Annotated in this window: 1 pseudogene; it reads right to left on the bottom strand. The window is 35.1% G+C overall.

Going from position 1 to position 313, the window contains the following annotated elements:
* A pseudogene (locus ACTND6_RS11270) lies at positions 1 to 264 on the bottom strand (hypothetical protein); the annotation flags it as partial.
* Between the last annotated feature and the right edge of the window lie 49 nt (positions 265 to 313).

Here is a 313-nt window from a genome sequence, read left to right on the forward strand (position 1 = left end):
AGAATAAATGAAAAGATCATCTTTCTTCATGTCAGCAATACGGAAGAAATCTGTGATCTGATGCATTCTTTTCTTGATTGATAATAGAATTTCCTGTGTATCACAGCCTGTGTACTCTCTTGCCAGTGTGAAAAGAGCTGCATATCTATTGATATACTTGCTCGCTACACCATTGTAGCCTTTATACCATTTCTCTATGAGTCTGTGAAATGCATTCACATTGTTCAAATGATCAAGGGATGTATATGTTGTATGATCCTTCATTACTCTTATTTCGCAGTGTTTTGTTGAAAGTAATCTGTTGTAAGCAACT

It is taken from the genome of Bulleidia sp. HCP3S3_C9 (genome assembly GCF_052064035.1).
Lineage (GTDB): Bacteria > Bacillota_I > Bacilli_A > Erysipelotrichales > Erysipelotrichaceae > Bulleidia.